Origin of the sequence: Streptomyces sp. Isolate_45, from assembly GCF_024721315.2 — a bacterium.
Lineage (GTDB): Bacteria > Actinomycetota > Actinomycetes > Streptomycetales > Streptomycetaceae > Streptomyces.
In genome coordinates this window covers 13,422-30,879 of record NZ_JANFAK020000017.1, presented here as the reverse complement: position 1 = coordinate 30,879, position 17,458 = coordinate 13,422, and the positions used below count along the sequence as shown (strand labels likewise).

At 75.1% G+C, this 17,458-nt stretch carries 14 protein-coding genes; 8 read left to right on the top strand and 6 right to left on the bottom strand.

Annotated elements, in window-relative coordinates:
• Positions 1-4 precede the first annotated feature (4 nt).
• From NOD94_RS08650 to NOD94_RS08640, 3 genes are all read right to left on the bottom strand, one after another.
• Positions 5-808 carry a carbon-nitrogen hydrolase family protein gene (locus NOD94_RS08650; RefSeq protein ID WP_281205171.1) on the bottom strand — a complete coding sequence of 268 codons (804 nt, stop codon included), beginning with the start codon at positions 806-808 and terminating at the stop codon, positions 5-7.
• 177 nt (positions 809-985) lie between these two features.
• Positions 986-1,615, bottom strand: a complete 630-nt coding sequence (locus NOD94_RS08645) for a glutathione S-transferase C-terminal domain-containing protein (protein WP_281205170.1) — start codon at positions 1,613-1,615, stop codon at positions 986-988.
• Between the two features lie 327 nt (positions 1,616-1,942).
• Positions 1,943-2,071: a hypothetical protein gene (locus tag NOD94_RS08640; RefSeq protein WP_281205169.1), complete on the bottom strand. Its 129-nt coding sequence runs from the start codon at positions 2,069-2,071 to the stop codon at positions 1,943-1,945.
• Positions 2,072-2,220: 149 nt separating this feature from the next.
• Here NOD94_RS08640 and NOD94_RS08635 point away from each other — a divergent pair, with 149 nt between their 5' ends.
• Together NOD94_RS08635 and NOD94_RS08630 are read left to right on the top strand one after the other, a co-directional pair.
• Positions 2,221-2,997, top strand: coding sequence for a GNAT family N-acetyltransferase (locus NOD94_RS08635; RefSeq protein WP_281205168.1), 777 nt, complete (start codon positions 2,221-2,223; stop codon positions 2,995-2,997).
• A 266-nt stretch (positions 2,998-3,263) separates the two neighbouring features.
• Complete coding sequence (locus tag NOD94_RS08630; protein ID WP_281205167.1) at positions 3,264-3,557, top strand: WhiB family transcriptional regulator; 294 nt, start codon at positions 3,264-3,266, stop codon at positions 3,555-3,557.
• Between the two features lies 1 nt (position 3,558).
• Here NOD94_RS08630 and NOD94_RS08625 read toward each other — a convergent pair whose 3' ends face one another.
• The 3 genes from NOD94_RS08625 to NOD94_RS08615 all read right to left on the bottom strand — a co-directional run bounded on the left by NOD94_RS08625 (position 3,559) and on the right by NOD94_RS08615 (position 10,159).
• Entirely contained in the window at positions 3,559-8,154 is a 4,596-nt protein-coding gene (locus NOD94_RS08625; RefSeq protein ID WP_281205166.1) for a hypothetical protein, read from the bottom strand.
• Between the two features lie 84 nt (positions 8,155-8,238).
• A complete protein-coding gene (locus NOD94_RS08620) occupies positions 8,239-8,694 on the bottom strand; it encodes an Lrp/AsnC family transcriptional regulator (RefSeq protein WP_007262967.1) in 456 nt (151 codons plus the stop codon).
• 10 nt (positions 8,695-8,704) lie between these two features.
• A complete protein-coding gene (locus NOD94_RS08615) occupies positions 8,705-10,159 on the bottom strand; it encodes an amino acid transporter (protein WP_281205165.1) in 1,455 nt (484 codons plus the stop codon).
• A gap of 537 nt (positions 10,160-10,696) precedes the next feature.
• On the opposite strand from NOD94_RS08615, the gene NOD94_RS08610 reads away from it, so the two are divergent.
• The 6 genes from NOD94_RS08610 to NOD94_RS08585 all read left to right on the top strand — a co-directional run bounded on the left by NOD94_RS08610 (position 10,697) and on the right by NOD94_RS08585 (position 17,436).
• Positions 10,697-11,716: a GDSL-type esterase/lipase family protein gene (locus NOD94_RS08610; RefSeq protein ID WP_281205164.1), complete on the top strand. Its 1,020-nt coding sequence runs from the start codon at positions 10,697-10,699 to the stop codon at positions 11,714-11,716.
• 103 nt (positions 11,717-11,819) lie between these two features.
• Positions 11,820-12,776, top strand: a complete 957-nt coding sequence (locus tag NOD94_RS08605; protein ID WP_281205163.1) for an SCO0930 family lipoprotein — start codon at positions 11,820-11,822, stop codon at positions 12,774-12,776.
• A gap of 134 nt (positions 12,777-12,910) precedes the next feature.
• Complete coding sequence (locus tag NOD94_RS08600) at positions 12,911-13,804, top strand: LytTR family DNA-binding domain-containing protein (protein ID WP_281205162.1); 894 nt, start codon at positions 12,911-12,913, stop codon at positions 13,802-13,804.
• A 235-nt stretch (positions 13,805-14,039) separates the two neighbouring features.
• Positions 14,040-14,315, top strand: a complete 276-nt coding sequence (locus NOD94_RS08595; RefSeq protein ID WP_281205161.1) for a hypothetical protein — start codon at positions 14,040-14,042, stop codon at positions 14,313-14,315.
• Positions 14,316-14,437: 122 nt separating this feature from the next.
• A complete protein-coding gene (locus tag NOD94_RS08590; protein WP_281205160.1) occupies positions 14,438-16,174 on the top strand; it encodes a cation acetate symporter in 1,737 nt (578 codons plus the stop codon).
• Positions 16,171-17,436, top strand: coding sequence for a histidine kinase (locus NOD94_RS08585; RefSeq protein WP_281205159.1), 1,266 nt, complete (start codon positions 16,171-16,173; stop codon positions 17,434-17,436). The genes NOD94_RS08590 and NOD94_RS08585 overlap by 4 nt, the downstream gene beginning before the upstream one ends.
• Positions 17,437-17,458: the final 22 nt, after the last annotated feature.

The window sequence follows — 17,458 nt, the reverse complement described above, 5'->3', positions numbered from 1 at the left end:
GGTGTCAGGCGAGGGAGGCGTAGAGCCCGGGGCGGCGGTCGCGCAGGTACGGGTTGGTCTCGCGCGAGGCTGCCAGCAGCTCGGGGTCGACCTCCGCGAACGCGAGCTCCTCGCCGCGGCCGGCCCGGGTGCGGGTGACTCCGTCGGGGCTCGCGAGGCAGCTGAGGCCGACGAACTCGAACTCGCCCTCGGGGCCCGTCCGGTTGACGTACGCGATGTACATCTGGTTCTCGAAGGCCCGGACGGGGACCAGCTGCTCGGCGACGAACTGGAACGGGTGCATCTGCGCGGTCGGAACCAGGAGGAGGTCGGTTCCGGCGAGCGCGTGCGCCCGGACGTTCTCGGGGAACTCCACGTCGTAGCAGATCATGATGCCGACGCGGAGGCCGTTCAGGTCCGCCTGGACGACGGGGGTGTCGCCGGGGGTGAAGGCGTCCCGCTCGAAGCCGCCGAAGAGGTGGGTCTTGCGGTAGTTCGCGAGCGTGGTCCCGTCGGGGCCGATGAGCTGCGCCGCGTTGAAGACCGCCCCGTCGGCCGCCAGCTCCGGGTAGCCGTACAGGACGGCCAGCCCGTACCGGCGGGCGATCTCGCCGACGGCGACGGCGGACGGGCCGTCGGCCGCTTCGGCGAGACCGGGGACGTCCTGGAGGTCCAGCGCGTAGCCGGTCAGGAACATCTCCGAGGTCACGAGGAGCCCGGCCCCGCCCTGTGCGGCGCGCGCCGCGGCCTCGTCGAGCTGCTTGAGGTTCTCGGCGGTGTCGCCGAGCCGTCCGGAGCTCTGGAGGAGGGCGGTGCGCAGCGGGGGCATGGGCGTACCTCTGTGACAGGTGGGGTGGGGTCGTAACACGGTACGTTCGCGCGTTCGACCGCGACAAGCCGTCACCGTTGCGCTGGGCGCATCGATTCGTTGCGCGTTCCGCGGCCCGTACGGCGATTCGTTGCGCGACCCCCTCCCGGGGCGGCGGGCGGGGCCCGCGACCCCCGGTCAGGCGGCCGCGCCGAAGGCCGGGTGGGCCCGCAGCCGGCGTACGTAGGACCGGGCGTGCGGCCCGGCGGCGGGCAGGACGGTCGGGTCGAGGAGGGCGACCCACAGGTCCACGTCGGCGAGGGTCGGCCGGTCCCCCAGAGCGTACGGGCGCAGGGCGAGCAGGCGGTCCAGGAAGTCCAGGGCGGCGGACCGCTCGGCGTGCGGCGCGGCCCCGTCGAGGAGGGCCCGGACGGCCGCGGCGTGCCGGGCGGGGACGGGCGGGCTCAGGTCCGGGCGGCCGGCGAGACGGACGGCGAGGTCGTCGAGGATGTCGGGGGTGTGGTTGCTGACGACGCGGCCGCTCCAGGTGTCGCACAGGGCGGGCACGGCGAGGGCGCCGTCGTAGTGGTGCCCGGCGGCCTCGTAGGCCCGGCGCAGCGCGGCGTGGGTGGCGGGTGGGCCCAGCAGGGTGGTGCCGACGCAGCCGGTCAGGCCCAGCAGGGCGAGGGCGGTGCGCACCCGCAGGGAGCGGGGACAGCCGGTGGAGAGGTACAGGTGGTAGCGGTGCGGGGCCGGGGAGAACCCGGCTCCGATCCGGCCTCGCGGGGCCGGCACGGGGGCGGTGCGGGGCATGAGCATCGGAACCATGACGACATCTCCTGTTGCCCTTCCCCTGACCGGGGCGGGGACCTGGACGTGGCGGGACGGACACGGGCGGGCGCGGGCGGGTCGGGGCGGTGGTGACCCCGAAGGACGGCGGCGCGCCCCGGGACCGCCCTCGCGGCGCGCCCCTGTGTCCCGGGGCCCGGACGGGTGGGCGTGCGTGTCGGGGTTGCCGGTACGGGGTCGGGCGCGCCGGTGGGCCGGGGCGTGAGGCGGCCCCGCGCCGGGCGCGGGCGGCCCCGGAACCGGCGGGAGCCGGAAGGGGGGTGTGGCCCGGGAGCCCGGCGGAAGCCGGAGAAGGGGTGCGGTCGGTCAGCGACGCGGAGCGGCGAAGGCGCTGCAGACCCGCAGCAGGTCGATGTGGAGGCGCCGGGTCAGCCACCAGCGCCGCAGGGTCCGCGACCCCGCGCCGGGTGTGCCGGTCGTCTCCACCGCTCGCATGTCACCTGCTCCTCGGGGCCCGGGCATAACCTGCCCGTGGCGGGCGCTGACGGCAACGGCCGTCCCCCGCAGTGTCCAGGCGTCGTGCGGGGGCCGTCAAGAAGGCGGACGCAGCGGCCCACGCTCCGACGGAAGGATCCCCGCACCCCATGCCCACCGACAACTCCCCTTCCCCGCTGGACAATCCGGTCTGGGCGGCTCTGACCGGCACGCACCGCCGGTTCGCCCAGTTCGCCGGGGCCGACCCGTCCGGCGCCGGCGACCCGTCCGGCGCGCCGGGCCCGGCGGGCGGGCTGGCCGCCCGCTACCTCCCCGACGCGAACCCGTTCTCGGCTCTCTCCGACCCGGACGACCCCCGTTCCTGGGCGGCGCTGGCCGAGCTGGCCGGTCCCGGCGAGGTCGTGTGGCTGACCGGGCTGCCGACCCCGCCGCCGGGCTGGGAGACCGTCGCGTCGATACCGGGCGTGCAGCTGGACGGCCGGGCGGTGGCGGCCGAGTCCGCGCCCGAGGCGGTGCGGCTCGGGCCCGCCGACGTCCCGGAGATGCTGGAGCTGGTGCGGCTGACCGAGCCGGGGCCGTTCCTGCCGCGCACCGTGGAGCTGGGCACGTACCTCGGGATCCGGCACGAGGGCCGGCTCGTGGCGATGGCGGGGGAACGCCTGCGGCCGCCCGGCTGGGCGGAGATCAGCGCGGTGTGCACGCACCCCGAGCACCGCGGCGGGGGCCTGGCGGGGCGCCTGGTGCGGGCGGTCGCGGCCGTCGTCCGCGAGCGCGGGGACAGCCCCTTCCTGCACGCGGCCGCGGCCAACACCGGCGCCGTCCGGCTGTACCGGTCGATGGGCTTCGTCCTGCGCCGCGAGCCGGTCTTCATCGGGGTGCGCACGCCGGGCTCCCCCGGCCCCCTCGATCCGGAAACGAAGGCTTAACACGGCCTTCATTGAGTGCCGCGGGACCCTGGCATAGCGTCGGACGGGACGGGAGCGTGGGCGGCGGACGGCCGGTCGGGGCGGTGAACACCCAGCAGATCAGAGGCCGTTCGTCCGTCCGCCCCGCTCCCGTACTCGCGGCACGCGGACCGGTCCGGCCGTACGACTGCGGCTCGCCCGATCGGACGGCGCCTCCCGGCAGCGGGTTTCAGTGGGTTCCCAGTGGTCACACGCGGGAGGACAACCCACGGAAAGGAAACCCCGTCATGAACGACGCCCACCGGCTGCCCGGACCCGCGCACCACAACTGGGACTGGCAGTCCCGCGCCGCCTGCCGGGAGCTGGGGTCCGCGCCCTTCTTCCACCCCGCGGGCGAGCGCGGCGAGGAGCGCGAGGAGCGGGACGAGGCCGCGAAGCGGATCTGCGGGACCTGCCCGGTGCGGACGGCCTGCCTGGAACACGCGCTGCAGACCCGCGAACCGTTCGGGGTGTGGGGCGGATTGACGGAGGAGGAGCGCCGCGCGCTGCTCGGCCGCCCCGCCCGCCCCTCCCTCGTGTGACCTACGGGTGCGCCCGGTCCCAGGCGCGGGCGAACAGCTCGTGCACCGGCACCGGCGGCAACAACCGCAGGAGCGGGGCGTGCAGGTCCTTCAGTGAGGCCGAGACCCCGTGGTCCGCCAGTTTGGCGCTCTCCAGCGGAAGGTGCGGGGCCTTGAGATCCGTCCACTGCCCCGGCAGGAACAGCGTGCGGCCCGCTCGGGCCCGCTTGGCGGTCTCGACCGCCCCCGTGGCCGACAGCTCCGCCTGCGCGGCCTTGTGCCGGGCGGCCGTCCAGCCGTTCCAGCGGCGGACGTTGCGGTCGGTGGGCCGGGCGAGGGTCAGCAACTGGAGGTACAGGGCGGCGGCGTCCGAGCCGGTACCGAGCGTCCGCGCGGCCCTCGCGACCAGATCGGGGACGCTGAGCGCGGGGTCGTTCTCGTAACCGCCCGGCGGTACGGGTGTGCCGGCCGCGCGGTCGGCGAGCCGGCCGAGTCCGTGGAGGAGCCCGCGCAGTGCGCGCAGGTCCGTGAGCAGCCAGGGCCGGTCCACGCCGGCGGCCAGCCGCTCCGCCCGGAGCAGCCGCTCGGGTTCGGCGAGGGCCAGGGGCCGGACGAAGGTGCTTCCGGCGGGTACGGCGACCACGAACAGCCCGTCGTCGACGGCCGTGGAGGTCTCGGTGACGTGCTCCCCCAGCGGGTGCGGGCAGGGCAGCACCGGGCCGCGGTACGGGGTGAAGAGCGGGTCGGCGGCGGCCGTACGGGCAAGGTCCTTGAAGCTGCCGAGGGGGACGAGGGCGTCGGGACCGTCGAGGTGGGTCCGTAGCCGCTCGTACAGGGCGAGCGCGCCCGTGGCGGCCGCGTCCGCGACGGGTCGCTCCGTCAGGGCCCAGGTGATGACGGAGGCGGCCGTGCGGTGGGCGGGCTCGGTGGACCGGACCTCCCGGCCCACAGCGTCGTCGGGGCCCGCGTGGTGCAGGCCGAGGCCGCCGACGCGGTCGCCGACGAGGACGAAGCCGGCCTCGCCGAAGGGCTCCTCGGCGGGGGCCCGGCCGGCGGGCAGGCTGCGGGCCCAGCCGTCGCCGAGGCCAAGCTCCGCGTCCAGTGCGGCGGCCAGCTCCTCGTCGGCGTGTTCCTCGGCGCCCAGCAGCCCGGTCCAGGCGGCGGCCATCCGGGCGGCCGCCGCGACGACCCCCTCCGGTTCCCACAGTGCGGTGGGGTCCTGCGGCACGCCCGCCGCGAGGACCGTGCGACGCCCGGTGTCGCCGAGGCCGCGGCAGAGGGAGTCGTACCGCTCTATCAGGGGCTTCTTGACCTTGTAGGGGGCCGCGCCGAGCAGGGTGAGGTGTTCGCCGTGGTGGTCGCGGCCCGGGAACCCGGCGAGGACCAGGACGGCCACGGCGGCCCGTACGCCGGTCAGGCGGGTGAAGGTGTCCACCGCGGCGGGCGGGACCGGGACCGGGCCGCGGGTGGCGAGGAGTTCCAGCAGGCGGGGCAGGCGGGTGGTGTCGTCCTCGGTGACGGCGGAGCCGCGGCAGTCCTCGGCGCCCTCGGGTGCCGGGTCGGCGGCGCGCTGGAGGAACCGGGCCGTCCCGTCGCGGACGGCGCCGGAGGCCAGGGTGTGGCCGGCGGCGCGGTGGGCGGCCAGGGCCGCCGGGTCGGCCCGGCCGGTGCGCCAGGCGCCGCCCGCCTCGGCGAAGGGCTGTCCGCTCCAGGTGTCCAGCAGGGCGGCGAGGGCCTCCCGTTCCTCGGTGGGGGTGGTGTCGACGGCGGCCCGCCACGCGACGGCCCCGATGCCGCCGACGAGGACCTCCCAGTCGTCGGGGTCGGCGGGCCGGGCGAGGGCGCGGGTGTCGTCGTCGATCTCCCCGCGCAGGTGGCGTCCGTCGGCGGCGACCGCGGTGAGCAGTGCGGGCTGCGGCTGGGGCACGGGGCCCTGGTAGCGGCGGTGTTCGGCGAGCAGCCCGTACAGGGCGGGCGTGAGGACGGTGTCCGGGATTTCGGCGCGGAGCGTGACGGCGGGTTCGGCGCGCATCAGGGCGACGCGCCGGGTCAGTTCGCGGCGGCGGCGCAGGAGATCGGCGGCGAGTCGGGCGGCGCGGGCCACGCCTTCGGCGACGCGGGGTTCGAGTGCGCCGGGCAGCGCGGGCGCCGGGTCGCCGCGCAGGGCGGCGTCGAGCAGGGCCCGTACGGCGGTGTCGTCGACGGTGCGCAGGGTCTTGGAGGAGGCTTCGTCGCGCGGGGTCAGGAAGTGCCAGAAGGCGGGCGGCGGGACGGGGCCGGCCGCCTCGCCGAAGCCGGGGGTGCGGCGCCGGTCGGAGCCGGGGAAGCCGTGGACCTGCCAGAGCAGCGAGTTGTCCTCGGCGGCGTGGGCGCGGACGGTCTCCTGACCGGCGAGCACGGCGTCCTCGCCGCCCCGGGGCATGCGGACGATCGCCCAGGGCCGGCGGCCGTAGCGCGCGGTGCGGTACCCGGCGGTGCGGCCGTCGACGCCTTCGAGGAGGAACTCGCGGGGGGAGGGCCCGGGGTGGGGGGTGCGGTTGAGGACGCGGAACCCGACGAGGGCGCCGTCCTGTCCGAGGGGGGAGGCGGGGGCGTCCGGGGGCAGGGCGGCGAGGGTCTGGAGGTCACCGAAGAGTTCGGTGCCGGGCGGCGGTTCGGTGGCGGTGTGGAAGGCGGGCGGGACGCGGTCGGTGGTGCGGGCGCCGGTGACGGGGTCGAGGCGGGCCCAGCCGCTCCAGCCCTTGAAGACGTCGGAGCCCCAGAACCGTCGGCCGTCGCCCATCTGGACGTCGGTGGAGCCGATCCCGTCGCGGTCCCCGGGGCGCAGGACTCGGGTTCCGTCGTGGCGGCCGGTGCCGTCGGGGGTGGCGAAGTGGTAGCCGAGGCCGCCCTGGATCATGCCGCCGTAGCGGCGCAGGCCGAGCTTGTCCTCGGGTTCGAAGACCTCGTCGGGGCGGTCGGTCCAGAAGGCGTGCTCGCCGAAGCCGCCCTTGGGGGTGGTGCTCCAGGCGACGAGGAACTGTCCGCCGACGTGGTGGACGGTGTGCGAGGTCGCGCCGTCGGGGAGGCGGAAGGCGCAGCGGTGGCGGGGGCCGGCGTGGTCGACGGTGACGGCCCGGTCGGGTCCGTAGACGGTGAGCAGGGGCCAGGTGCTGGTGACTCCGGTGACCCGGTCCGGTCCGCCGAGTTCCGCCACGGCGTCCTCCAGGGCGGGCCAACCCCATTCCTCGGGCAGTCCGGCCCGCAGGGCGCGGGCGAGGGGGCCGGTCAGGTCGAGGGCGCCGAGGGCTTCGTCGATGCCGTCGAGGGCGCGGGCGGTGGGCCGGTCGAGCAGGGTGCGCAGCTCGTCCATGGCTTCGTCGGCCGCCGCGAGGCCGCCGCCGCGCAGGGCGGTGAGCAGGGCCTCGACGCGGCCGCGGACCTCGCCGGCGATGCCGGGGTTCTCCGGGAGCCGGGTGATGGCGGTGCCGCCGGTGCGCAGCCCGGCGTGGACGGTGCCTTCGAGGCGGGGACCGAACACGGGGTCGGCGGCGAGGGCCCGCAGGTCGCGCAGCGGTCCGGGGTCGCGGAACACGAGCTCGACGGCGCTGCCGGGGTCCTCGACGGGGAGGTTCTCCGCGAGGCAGGCGTCCAGCAGTTCGGCGTCCAGGCCGGGCCACTGGTAGCGGTCCTCGTGGAGGCGCAGGGGCGTGGCGGCCGCGCGCGTGCGGGGGGCGAAGCGGGTCAGCAGGTCGAACAGTTCGGGCGGCATCGGCTGCCGCCTGACGCCACCGCCGCCCGCGGGGCGGTGCGAGTAGCGGCGGGTGTACTGCCCGAACCAGGCGGCGAAGCCGCCCTCGGGGGTGATGCGTCCGGCGGTCGCGGCGTCGGCGGCGCCGCAGGCCACCAGGAGCCGCAGCCAGCCGGAGGCGTCGCCCCGGGTCTCGGGGAACAGGTCGAGGAGGAGGGCGTTGACGTCGTCGCCCGGGGGGTGCGCGGCGAGCAGGTCCCGGGCGGCGTCGAGGAGCCGGTCGGGGACGTCCTTGCCGCGGGCGGCGCCCAGGACCAGGCCCAGGACCCGGGCCTCCTCGGCGGGGTCCGCTCCGGCGGCGCGGGCGGAGAGTCGGACGCGGCGGGCCAGGTCGGCGGGGAGTCCGGCCGGCGAGGCGGCCCAGGCGGTGAGGACGCGTACGTACTCCTCGTGCGCGGCGGGGCCGTCCAGGGTGGCGGTGAGCCAGGCCTGGTGGCCGCTCAGCTCGGCGGCGGGCAGGGCGCCGGCGCGGGCGAAGAGGAGCAGGTTGGCGCGGTGGTGGTCCGGGTCGACGGGGAGCGCGTGGGTGCGTTCGGCCGTGCGGGCCAGGGCGTAGGCGCGGGCGGCGGAGCGCGGGTGCCAGGCGATGAGCCGGTGGCCGATGGTGTCCCAGAACCAGGGCAGGTGGGCGGGATCCAGGGTCCGTACGCGCCGCTCCAGGCCGTCCAGGAAGCGGCCGGGCTTCTCATGGGCGACGTGGAAGCCGCCGAGGGCCTCGTCGAGCAGCGCGACGGCGGCCGCTTCGGCCGCCGGGTCGTGCGCGCGGGCCCAGTCGGTGTAGAGGACCGAGGTGAGCGGAAGGGCCGGCAGCGGGATCTGGATCTTCATGCCGCCGATCCTGACACGGCCCGGTGACAGGCCCCGGCCCGAGGGGGCGGGGCCGGTGGCGGGCGGCGGGCCGGCGCCGGCGGATCAGGCCGGGGCGCCCGAGGTGAAGCGGCGCAGCAGCGGGGAGAGGACGAGGACGGACTTGGTGCGTTCCACGAAGGGTTCACCCGCGATGCGTTCCAGGACGCGTTCGAAGTGCCTCATGTCGGAGGCGAAGACCTGGACGAGGGCGTCCGCGTCGCCGGTGACGGTCGACGCGGACACCACCTCGGGGTACCGCTCCAACCCCCGCCGGATGTCGTCCGGCGAGGTGTTGTGGCGGCAGTAGATCTCGATGAAGCCCTCGGTCTCCCAGCCCATCGCGGCGGGGTCCACGCGGACCGTGAAGCCGGTGATGGCGCCTTCGGCCCGCAGCCGGTCGACGCGGCGCTTGACGGCGGGGGCGGAGAGTCCGACCTCGGAGCCGATGTCCGCGTAGGAACGGCGGGCGTCCTCGGCGAGGGCGTGCACGATGCGTTCGTCGAGATCGTTCAGTCGCACTGCGGGTGGATCACTTCTCTGCTGTGGCCAGTCGGGAGCGGCGGATGCCGTACAGGAAGTAGAACACGAGGCCCGCTACCATCCAGCCACCGAAGACGACCCACGTCGGGGTGTCCAGGCTGAACATCATGAAGCCGCAGGTGATGAGGCCCAGGATCGGGGTGACGGGGAACAGCGCGACCTTGAAGGTGCGCGGCATGTCCGGGCGGGTGTAGCGCAGGATGACGACGGCGACGTTGACGAGGCCGAAGGCGAAGAGGGTGCCGATGCTGGTGGCGTCGGCGAGCTTGCCCAGGGGGATGAAGGCGGCGAGCGTCCCGCAGAAGAGGGAGACGATCACGACGTTCGCGCGGGGGGCGCCGGTCTTCGGGTTGACCTTGGCGAAGACCTTGGGGACGAGGCCGTCGCGGGACATCGCGAAGAGGATGCGGGTCTGGCCGTAGAGCACGGCGAAGACGACGGACGCGATGGCGACGACGGCGCCGGCGGCGAGGACGACGCCCCAGAAGGTGTGGCCGGAGACGTCGGTCATGATCCGGGCGAGCGCGGCCTCGGTGCCCTCGAAGTCCTGCCAGGGCATGGCGCCGACGGCGACGAAGGCGACGAGGACGTAGAGCACGGTGACGATCAGCAGCGAGAGCATGATCGCGCGGGGCAGGTCGCGCTTGGGGTTCTTGGCCTCTTCACCGGCGGTGGAGGCGGCGTCGAAGCCGATGTACGAGAAGAACAGCGTGGCCGCGCCGGCGCTGATGCCGGTGATGCCGAGCGGGGCGAGGGGGGCGTAGTTGCCGGCCTTGATGCCCAGGAAGCCGATGCCGATGAAGAGCAGCAGGGTGACGATCTTCACCGCGACCATGATCGTGTTGATCCGGGCGCTCTCCTTGGCGCCGCGCATCAGGAAGACCATGGCGAGGAGGACGACGACCAGCGCGGGCAGGTTGATGAAGCCGCCCTCACCCAGCGGCGCCGAGACCGCCTCGGGGATGGTGACGCCTATCGTGCCGTCGAGGAGCTCGTTGAGGTACTCGCCCCAGCCGACGGCGACCGCCGCGACGGACACGCCGTACTCCAGGACCAGGCACCAGCCGCAGATCCAGGCGACGAGCTCGCCCATGGTGGCGTAGGAGTACGAGTAGGAGGACCCGGAGACCGGGACCGATCCGGCCAGCTCCGCGTAGGACAGGGCGGAGAAGAGCGCGGTCAGGCCCGCGATGACGAAGGAGATCGTCACCGCGGGGCCCGCCTTGGGCGCGGCGGTGCCGAGGACGACGAAGATGCCGGTGCCCAGGGTGGCGCCGATGCTGATCATCGTCAGCTGCCACATGGTGAGGGAGCGGCGGAGCGAGCCGCCCTCGCCCTGTCCGCCCTCGGCGACCAGCTGCTCGACCGGCTTGCGGCGCAGCAAGGGATGGGCAGGCTTGCGCGGCCCGGAGGTGAGCGGTGGCGCCTGGCCGGTTTCGAGCACGGGGGACTCCTTCGATGCTGCGGGTGGGGATTCAGGCGTCGACCGCAGCGGTCCGGAGCAGGAGCAGGCCGGCGGCGAGCCGGTCTGGGCATGGGGGACCGCCGAGCAGGCGGTCCACGCCACTCCACGTACAGCGAGTGAGCCTACGAGCTGAGTGATACCGCCCGTAATGCACCATCCTTGCACATTGGCGAACGATCGTTGCGCGGATCTGTCCGGGATGGCCCTTTGTTGCGCGCGGATGATCGATCACTGCGCGAGGGACTTCGGCGTCGTTTCTTGACACCTCGTCAGATCTGTCGGAACGTGCCGCCGGACGCACCCGCCCCGACCCGGCCGGTCCCCACGCCGGGGTCGGAACGGGCCAGTCCGGGGTACGGGTCAACGGATGGCCCCGGCCCCCCGGCCGGCCTCGGCGCCACCGCGCACCGCACCCGCACCCGCACCCGCACCCGAAGCCGAAGACGAAGCCGATCCCGAACCTGAACCCACACCCGAACCCGAACCCCATCCGTACCCGCCGACCGGAGGCGAAGAGTGAGCGAACCGAGCCCGGGCCCCGACGCCCCGTGGCAGGACCCCGAGCCCTTCCTGCGCGGGGTCGCCTGGCTGGACAAGGGTCGGCCCGTGCGCGCCGACCCCGCGGACACCATGCGGCTGCCCTGGGACACCGGAGAACGGGCCACGCTCCCCATAGGGGTGCGCCTGGAGTTCACCACCCGCTCCGCACACGCCGTGGAGGTCCGCTACCGGGCGACCGTCCCCGGCCCCACCGACGCGCTGCGCGACCTCGCGCACGGCTTCGCCCTGTGGAACCGGCACGGGCTGCTCGGCGAGGTCTTCACCGAGCCGGCGGCGGAGTCCGTCGTACGCCTCGAACTCCCGCGCGGCAGCGGCCCCTTCACCCTTCATCCGCCCGAGACGCAGTCCCCGCTGATCCTGGGCCTGCGCGGCGTCGGAGGCCCCCTCGCGCCCGCCCCCGCCACCCCCCGCTGGGTCGTCCACGGCGACTCCATCACCGAGGGCTGGTGGTCCACCCGACCCGCCCACGGCTGGCCGGCCGTCACCGGTCGGATCCTCGGCTGGGACGCCGTCAACCTCGGGTACGCGGGAGCCGCCCGGGGAGAACTCGCCACCGCCGAGCAGCTCTCCGCCCTCCCCGCCGACGTCCTGACCCTCGCCTTCGGCACCAACTGCTGGTCCCGCGTGCCCTACTCGGCCCCGCTGCTGTACGAGACCACCCGCGCCTTCCTCGACCTCATCCGCCAGGGCCACCCCCGGACCCCCCTGCTCCTCGTCTCCCCCCTGCTGCGCCCCGACGCCGAACGCACCCCGAACCGCCTCGGCGCCACCCTGGGCGCCCTGCGCGACGCGATGGAGCGGGCCACCCGCGACCGGATCGCCGCCGGGGACGGCCGGCTGGCCCTGCTGCCGGGCCGTGACCTGCTGGGATCCGAGCACCTCGCGGACGGCCTGCACCCCAATGACGCCGGACACCAGGTCCTCGGCCTCGCTGTGGTCACGGCCCTGCGGCGGGCCGGGTTCGACGGCGGGTGAGTGAAACAGGTCATACGGATCGGGCTGAACGGATCCCTCCCCCGGCCCCGTGTCCTCCACAAGTTGCCGCGGTCCGGCGACGGACACCCGGCAGACACGACACGTGGGAGAGATCAACATGGGCATCAAGCGCGGAACTTCCCTGGCTGCGGTCGCGATCGTCGTCACCCTCACGGCGACGGCCTGCGGCGGGGCCGACAAGGCGTCCGACAACACCAAGCCGGCCGGAGCCGCCGCCGCGGCCCCGGCTCCCGCGTCGGACCCGTACGGCGAGCAGCCCGCCCAGGACGCCCCCGCCAACGACGCCAAGCCCGCCGGCCAGCTGAACTCCTCCACGACCGAGACGCTCGGCTCCGTCCTCACCGACAGCGCCGGCTTCACCCTCTACCGGTTCGACAAGGACACCGCCAAGCCGCCGGCCTCGAACTGCGACGGCGACTGCGCCAAGGCCTGGCCGGTGGTGCCCGCGGGCGACGCCACGGCCGCGTCGGGCATGGACGCGTCCCTGCTCGGCGAGGTGGTCCGCAAGGACGGTGGCAAGCAGCTGACGGTGGGCGGCTGGCCCGCGTACCGCTTCGCCAAGGACACCAAGCCCGGCGACCTCAACGGACAGGGCGTCGGCGGCACCTGGTTCGCCCTCGCCCCCGACGGCAAGAAGGCCGCGAAGGGCGCCTCCGCCGCTCCCGCCCCGGCCGCCGCCACGGGCGCCCTGACCGTCGCCAAGGACCCCAAGCTCGGTGACCACATCGTCGATGGCAAGGGCATGACCGTCTACCGCTTCAAGCCGGACTCCGCCTGGCCGATGGTCTCCAAGTGCACCGGCGACTGCCTCGCCAAGTGGCCGGCCGTGCCCCCGGTGGAGAAGGGCAACGCCAAGGGCATCATCGAGAAGAACTACCTGGTGCTCGACCGGCCGGACGGCGTGAAGCAGCAGACCGTCGACTGCTGGCCCGTCTACACCTTCACCGGTGACAAGAACCCCGGTGACACCAACGGGCAGGGCGTCGGCGGCACCTGGTACGCCGTCTCCCCCGACGGCAAGCTCATCACCGTCAAGTAGCCCTACCCCGGACCGCGCGGCCCCGCCCACCTCCCCCCTGGGCCGGGGCCGCGCACCGTTCCCGCCCGGCCGGCCGTGCGCCGCGGCCCCGCTCGACCCGGCCCGCGGGAGGGGCCCGACCGTAGAATCGGCGCATGCTGCGCGCCCTGGCCGTCGACGACGAGAAGCCCCTGCTGGAGGAACTCCTCTACCTGCTGCGCTCGGACCCCCGGGTCAGCAGCGCGGAGGGCGCCTCCGACGCCACCGAGGCGTTGCGCCGCATCACCCGCGCCCTGGAGAGCGGTCCGGAGGGCCCCGACGGCATCGACGTGGTGTTCCTGGACATCCAGATGGCCGGACTGACCGGCCTGGACATCGCCCGGCTGCTGTCCGGGTTCGCCCGGCCGCCGCTCATCGTGTTCGTCACCGCCCACGAGGGCTTCGCCGTACAGGCCTTCGACCTCAAGGCCATCGACTACGTGCTCAAGCCGGTGCGCCCGGAGCGGCTCGCCGAGGCCGTCCGCCGGGCCCGTGCCCGGCTCGGCGATCCCCCGCCGCAGGCGGATCCCACGGCATGCCCGGCGCTCCCGGACCCCGTACCGGCGGCCTCGACCCGCGTTCCCCCTCCCGCTCCCCTCGCCGTCGCGGCCATCGGGGCCCCGGCCGCGCCGGGGACGCGCAGGCCGGGCCCCGAGGTGACCGTCGCCGACCGCACGCCGGACCAGATCGCCGTCGAACTGGGCGGGGTCACCCGGTTCGTCGCCATCGCGGACATCGCCTACGTCGAGGCCCAGGGTGACTACGCCCGGCTGCACACCGACGGCGGCAGCCATCTCGTCCGGATCCCGCTGTCGACGCTGGAGGAACGCTGGGCGGCCCGGGGGTTCGTCCGGATCCACCGGCGGCACCTGGTGGCGCTGGGCCGCATCGACGAACTGCGCCTGGACTCCGGCACCACGAGCGTCCGGGTCGGGTCGGCGGAGCTCCAGGTCAGCCGACGGCATGCGCGCGAGCTACGGGACCTGCTGATGCGCCACGCGACGGGCTGACCGGCTTCGGCACCCCGGCGCCGCGGCTCCCCGGCATCCCCGCCACCCCCTCCGCCCACTCCACCCCCTCCACCCCCGGTGCCCGTACGACCGTCCGGCGTGCCAGGGCGCCGTTCGTCGCGCCGGGACGGGCGTACGGCGATCCGCCGGGCCCGTCGGCCGCACGGCCCCCGCGCAGCGCCGGATCCGCGCCGGGCCGCGCGTATCGTGGATCTTCCGGGCCGGGAGGAGCGACATGTCCGAGATCGAGGCGCTGCTGGACGCGCTGACCGGACTGCCCAGGACCCGGGCGGCCGGCCCCGCCGAGGCCGAGGCCCTGCTGGCCCGGCTGCGCAGCGCGGCCGCCCGCTGGGCCGACGTCCTGTACGAGGCCCGCGAGGGCACCCGTCAGCAGTTGCCGCCCCGCGCGGAGGCGGCCCTGACGCTGGCGTTCCGGCGCGCGGAGGAGTCGTACGTCGAGTTGGAGATCGCGCTGCGGGACTGCTCGGAGCACCGCGACCCGGCCCTCTGAGACCCCCGGCCGGCGGACGGTCCGCCCCGGCGCGGTCGCCGCATCGTGCCGGATCGTGCCTGTCGCCCGGCGCGGGGCGGTACATAGAATCCGGTCACCCCTCCCCCGTCGAAGGAAAACCGGTGAACCAGACCTACGCGCTGACCGCGGTCACCGTCGTCGTCCTGGTCACCGTCCTCGTCGGGGCGCTGGGGCTGCGCATATCGCGGACCACCTCGGACTTCTACGTCGCCTCGCGCACCGTCGGCCCCCGCCTCAACGCGGCGGCCATCAGCGGGGAGTACCTGTCCGCCGCCTCCTTCCTCGGCGTCGCGGGGCTGGTGCTGCTCCAGGGACCGGAGATGCTCTGGTACCCCGTCGGCTACACCGCCGGCTACCTGGTGCTCCTGGTGCTGGTCGCGGCCCCGCTGCGGCGTTCGGGCGCCTACACGCTGCCCGACTTCGCCGAGGACCGGCTCCAGTCGCGGGCGGTACGGCGGATCGCGGTGCTGTTCGTGCTCGGCGTCGGCTGGCTGTACCTGCTCCCGCAGTTGCAGGGGGCCGGGCTGACCCTGGAGATCCTGACCGGCGCCCCGCACTGGGCCGGCGGGGTCGTCGTCGCCTTCGTGGTGACGGCGGCGGTCGCCGCGGGCGGCATGCGCAGCATCACCTTCGTCCAGGCCTTCCAGTACTGGCTCAAGCTCACCGCGTTGTTGGTGCCCGCGTTCTTCCTCATCGCCGCGTGGGCCGGGGACGGTGCGCCGCGCGCCTCCTTCGACGCCCCGGCGGTGTTCCGCGAGCACACCTCCGTCACGCTCGCCGAGGACGTCAGACTGTCGCTGGACGCGCCGTTGACCGTGACGGTGACGGGCCGGATCGACGGCACCCCGTACGCGGCCGCCCCGGTGACCCTGTCGGCCGGCGGTCACACCGCCGAAGCCCGCACCCGCCTGGAGTTCGTCCCGGGCAGCGTGGTCCCCGGGGCCCGCGCGGGCACCGACAGCGACACCGAGCCCGGTTGGTCGGCGCCGCTGTCCGGGGAGCGGCGCGAGCACCGGCTGTACGCCACGTACGGGCTGATCCTGGCCACGTTCCTCGGCACGATGGGCCTGCCGCACGTCGCCGTGCGCTTCTACACCAGCCCGGACGGGCGGGCCGCCCGGCGCACCACCCTGGTCGTCCTCGGCCTGCTCGGGGTGTTCTACCTGCTGCCCCAGGTGTACGGGGCCCTGGGCCGGATCTACGCGCCCGAGCTGGCCCTGACCGGGGACGCGGACGCGGCGGTCCTGGTGCTGCCCGAGCGGATGCTGGGCGGGCTGCTCGGTGAGCTGCTGGGGGCGCTGCTGGCCGGGGGTGCCTTCGCCGCGTTCCTGTCGACGGCCTCGGGGCTGACCATGGCCGTGGCCGGGGTCCTGCACCAGGACGTGCTGCCGTGGCGCGGGGTGGGAACGTTCCGCTGCGCCGTGGTGGTCGCGATGGCGGTGCCGCTGGCCGGCTCGGTGGCGGCCACCCAGGTGCCGGTGGCGGACGCGGTGGGGCTCGCCTTCGCCGTTTCGGCGTCCTCGTTCTGCCCCCTGCTGGTGCTGGGCATCTGGTGGCGGGGACTGACGCCGCCGGGTGCCGTCGCCGGTCTGCTCACCGGGGGCGGGGCGGCGCTCGGCGCGGTCCTGGCGACCCGGGTCGGGCTGGCCCCGACCGGCTGGGCGCACGCCCTGCTGGCCTGGCCGGCGGTGTGGTCGGTGCCGCTGGGGTTCCTCACGATGGTGCTGGTGTCGCTGATGACCCGGTCCCGGATCCCGGCGGGTACGGCGGCGTCCCTGGCCCGGCTGCACCTGCCGGAGGCCGTGGCCGTGGACCGGGGCGCGGGGGGCGTGCGGTGACCGGGGCGGTGCTCGCGGTGCTGACCGTGGCGGGCGGGGCGCTGCTCCTGGGCCTGGGATGGACCGCCGGCCGGTGGCACGCGGTGCGCGGGGAGCGGGCCGCCGGGCTCGACCTGGGCACGCCCGTCGAGCGGGCCACCTTCCACACCCTGCACACCGCCTCGCTGGCCGCTCCCCCGCTGCGCGCCGGCCTCACGGAGGACGCCGCCCGCAAGGCGGCCCGGAGGCTGCGGTCCCTGCTGGGCACGGAGGCCTTGTGCCTGACGGACCGGGAGTCGGTGCTGGCCTGGGACGGGCCGGGCGCCGACCACCACGAGCGACGGGCGATGGACCGGGTCGCGCAGGTGCTGGAGTCGGGGCGCAGCCAGAGCGTGCGGACGGACTGTCAGCGGCTGGAATGCCCCTTGAAGTGGGCGGTGTTCGCGCCGCTCACCGGTGAGGACGGGACGTTGGGGGCGCTCGTCGCCTACGGGTCGCGGGAGTCGGCGGTGTTGCAACGGGCCGCGACGGAGGTGGCGCGCTGGGTGTCGGTCCAGTTGGAGCTGTCGGAGCTGGACCGGGCGCGGACCCGCCTGATGGAGGCGGAGATCAAGGCGCTGCGGGCGCAGATCTCCCCGCACTTCATCTTCAACTCCCTCGCCGCCATCGCCTCGTTCGTGCGGACGGATCCGGAGCGGGCCCGGGAGCTGCTGTTGGAGTTCGCGGACTTCACCCGGTACTCGTTCCGGCGGCACGGGGACTTCACGACGCTGGCGGACGAGCTGCGTTCGACCGAGCAGTACCTGGCGCTGGCGGGGGCCCGCTTCGGGGACCGGCTGAAGGTCACCTTGCAGGTGGCGCCGGAGGTGCTGCCGGTGGCGCTGCCGTTCCTGTGCGTCCAGCCGCTGGTGGAGAACGCGGTGAAGCACGGGCTGGAGGATTCGACCGGGGAGTGCCGGATCACGATCGCCGCCCGGGACGCGGGCTCGGAGGCGGTCCTGACCATCGAGGACAACGGCGTCGGGATGGATCCGGGTCTGCTGCGACGGATCCTGGCCGGGGAGTGTCCCGGCCCGGTCGGGATCGGGCTGCCCAACGTCGACGAACGGATGCGGCAGGTCTACGGGGACGACTACGGGCTCGTCATCGAGACGGCCGTCGGCGCCGGCATGAAGATCACCGTACGGATCCCCAAGTACCGTGCGGGCGTACACAGTTCGGGACCCGGACGAGGCGGTGGGCCGGCGGGGCGCCCCGACGACGGGCGACGCGGGTCGGCCTGATCGCGTACGCCGGTGGCCCCGG